This is a genomic window from Ensifer sp. YR511, from assembly GCF_900103045.1.
Lineage (GTDB): Bacteria > Pseudomonadota > Alphaproteobacteria > Rhizobiales > Rhizobiaceae > Ensifer > Ensifer adhaerens.
In genome coordinates this window covers 1-2,495 of record NZ_FNGR01000079.1, presented here as the reverse complement: position 1 = coordinate 2,495, position 2,495 = coordinate 1, and the positions used below count along the sequence as shown (strand labels likewise).

The window sequence follows — 2,495 nt, the reverse complement described above, 5'->3', positions numbered from 1 at the left end:
TCATCCTTGCTCCCAACGTTGGCTTTGACCAGTGCGTCGAGAGGCGAGACTGTCGCATCTCTAACTGGCCCAACTGTCGCATTACTAAATAGCCATGTGAGTTCACGCCGAACTGCGACTTGCGCGTGCAACGCTAACCGACACGCCGCATTTGCGCGAGCAGTTTCTTGCGGAAGACTTCCGCGGGCGTTCGATAGCCGAGGCACTTTCGGGGCGTCGAGTTAAGCCGATCGCAAATGTCCTTCAGGTCACCGTCGGTGATCGATAGAGGATCCACCTCTCTCGAAAGCCATTTGCGAGCACGGCGATTGGTGTTCTCAACGGTGCCTTTTTGCCACGGCGCCTGCGGGTCGCAGAACCATGTCTGCGTTCCGATGCCAGCCTGGAGATACGGCCATTCGCTGAATTCGGTGCCACGGTCAAAGGTAATCGACCGGCGGGCGAGATGGGGCAGGGACTGCAGCGCCTGGATCAGCCCGTCCATGATCGGCTTCGATTGCCGGTCGTTGTTGCGCAGGAAGACGGCAAAGCGACTGACTCGCTCGACCAGCGACGTCACATTGGCCTTGCCGAACTTCTTGCGAAATTGAATGAGATCGCACTCCCAATGACCGAACTGCTTGCGCTCGTCGACCGCGTCAGGACGATGGAGAATGTTGAGTTCCGGGCTGAAACGGCGGCCGTAGCGCCGCCTGGCATGCCGCGGTCGACGTCTCGCGCGACGTTCCGGCAGATGCCGCCACAGCTTGATGGCAAGGCCGTCTGCGGAATAGGCGAATTTGTAGATCGTCTCGTAGCTGACGGAAATCGGATGACGCTCAAGCCGCATGCGGCCGGCGATCTGCTGCGGCGACCAGCCATGCATGATCCGCTCGATCACCGATCGGCGCACATGCGCAAACCGAGCAAGCTTGCGCAGCTTGGCTCTGCGCTCACGCGCCATCTCGTTGGCCGTGACACAGTAGTAGCCGCTGAGCTCCGGCATTTGCACATCGTCGAAAGCATTGCGGCTGAGTTCCCGGAAAATCGTCGAGCGATGCCGCCCAAGCTTCTCGGCGATCACAGTGACACTCAGGCCAGCCGCTCGCCACCGGGCGATCCTACGACGTTCATCCATATCGATTTGGGAGTAGGTGCGTCTCATGAGCCATTCCTTGCGAGTGACAACCCATTGGTATCTATCGCAAGTCGCACTTCATCCTTGAACCCACCCGGCTACAAGTTCTGTGGCAGCCAAGTTGAACTGTCCACGTTGGCGCAAAGTAGAAATGTCACTTTGGGCGCGTCGCCAGCCATTTAGACATGCGACACTCGACATCTCCGCTGGCGCTGAGGCAAGCCCCCGACCGGACCGGCTGGGCCGGGTTGCAAGGGAAGGGAGGGGGCGGTAGAAGGGCACCCCTTCGGCTTTAGCTTTCTCAGTTCCAATTATTGCGTTCCTGGTAGATGTTGCAGGCAGCTGAATGTGCAGGGCCAGGATCTCGCGATGCTTCCGGAAATCAGGCTGATGGGTGACGTCGATGTCGCCGCGCTGTCGCCGCTGCTTCGCGGCATGGCCATGACTGTCTCCTACGCCGAGACCCAGGGAGGGATCGGTCTTACCACGTCGGGAGCGATGAACCGCAAGTTCGTGCACTGGGCCGCCGTTCATTTCGATTGGCCCGGGTACACGTCCGAAGACCTGTACAGGATGAATAAGGTCCTCAATGAAGCCGACATGCCGCCGCTCTGGGTGGTGCGGGATATGGTCCGACATCTAAAGCTTCTTCGCCGGAGAAAAGACGTCCTGCTGCCCACAAAACGTGGCCAGGATTTTTTGGCGAGACCGCAGGCCTGCTTCGATCTGATCGCGACGGATTACCTTTATGCTTATATCCACCACGGGCAGACGCAGGAGGCTGTCCACAATCGGATGCGTTGGTGGCATGTCTTTCTCAATCTTATCAATATGAAAGCAGAAAGAGGCTGTTCGTTGGACGAACTGGCGAACGAGCTATACCCGAGTGAATCGTACCCGGAGCCAGCAGAAATGACTGTCGAAACCTGGAAGGAAAGGTCGGCGCTCCGCTACGATATCATTCGCCCGCTGTGCTGGCTGGGATTGCTGCACGAAGAGCGCCAGGGACTGACCATTTGGCAGCACGGAACCTACCACAAGACACCCTTGTGGGCTGCCTGTTTAAAGCTGGAATCGGACATGCAGTCCGAGTTTATTCTCCATTGAACTGTGCCGGGTAGGGTTGCCCTTGCTCCAGCGCACTTTGCGGGGAAAGCGCCTGTCGCCGCCGAGCAATGACCGCAGGATCGTTCATGAAATCCGTCCGCTTGCCCGGCTTGCGGCCCCGCGGTTTGTAGCCAATCTTCTCGCTGTTCGTCTTCACGGCCGGCTTCGTCGGCTGGTCCTGACGTTCCTTGATGTAGGTCAGGAGTTCACCGAGCCGCTTGTTCTCGGTGATCGCCGCATGCGTCACCCGCTGGTCCTTGTCGAACACCCG

At 58.7% G+C, this 2,495-nt stretch carries 2 protein-coding genes and 1 pseudogene; 1 reads left to right on the top strand and 2 read right to left on the bottom strand.

The genetic code is table 11. From position 1 onward, the window contains the following. Positions 1-133: 133 nt before the first annotated feature. Positions 134-1,144, bottom strand: a complete 1,011-nt coding sequence (locus BLU15_RS38700; RefSeq protein ID WP_060517157.1) for an IS30 family transposase — start codon at positions 1,142-1,144, stop codon at positions 134-136. A gap of 342 nt (positions 1,145-1,486) precedes the next feature. On the opposite strand from BLU15_RS38700, the gene BLU15_RS38695 reads away from it, so the two are divergent. Next, positions 1,487-2,224 carry a hypothetical protein gene (locus tag BLU15_RS38695; RefSeq protein ID WP_090302584.1) on the top strand — a complete coding sequence of 246 codons (738 nt, stop codon included), beginning with the start codon at positions 1,487-1,489 and terminating at the stop codon, positions 2,222-2,224. On the opposite strand, the pseudogene BLU15_RS38690 reads toward BLU15_RS38695, so the two are convergent. Then, positions 2,211-2,495, bottom strand: a pseudogene (locus tag BLU15_RS38690) (ISNCY family transposase); the annotation flags it as partial. The gene BLU15_RS38695 and the pseudogene BLU15_RS38690 overlap by 14 nt on opposite strands.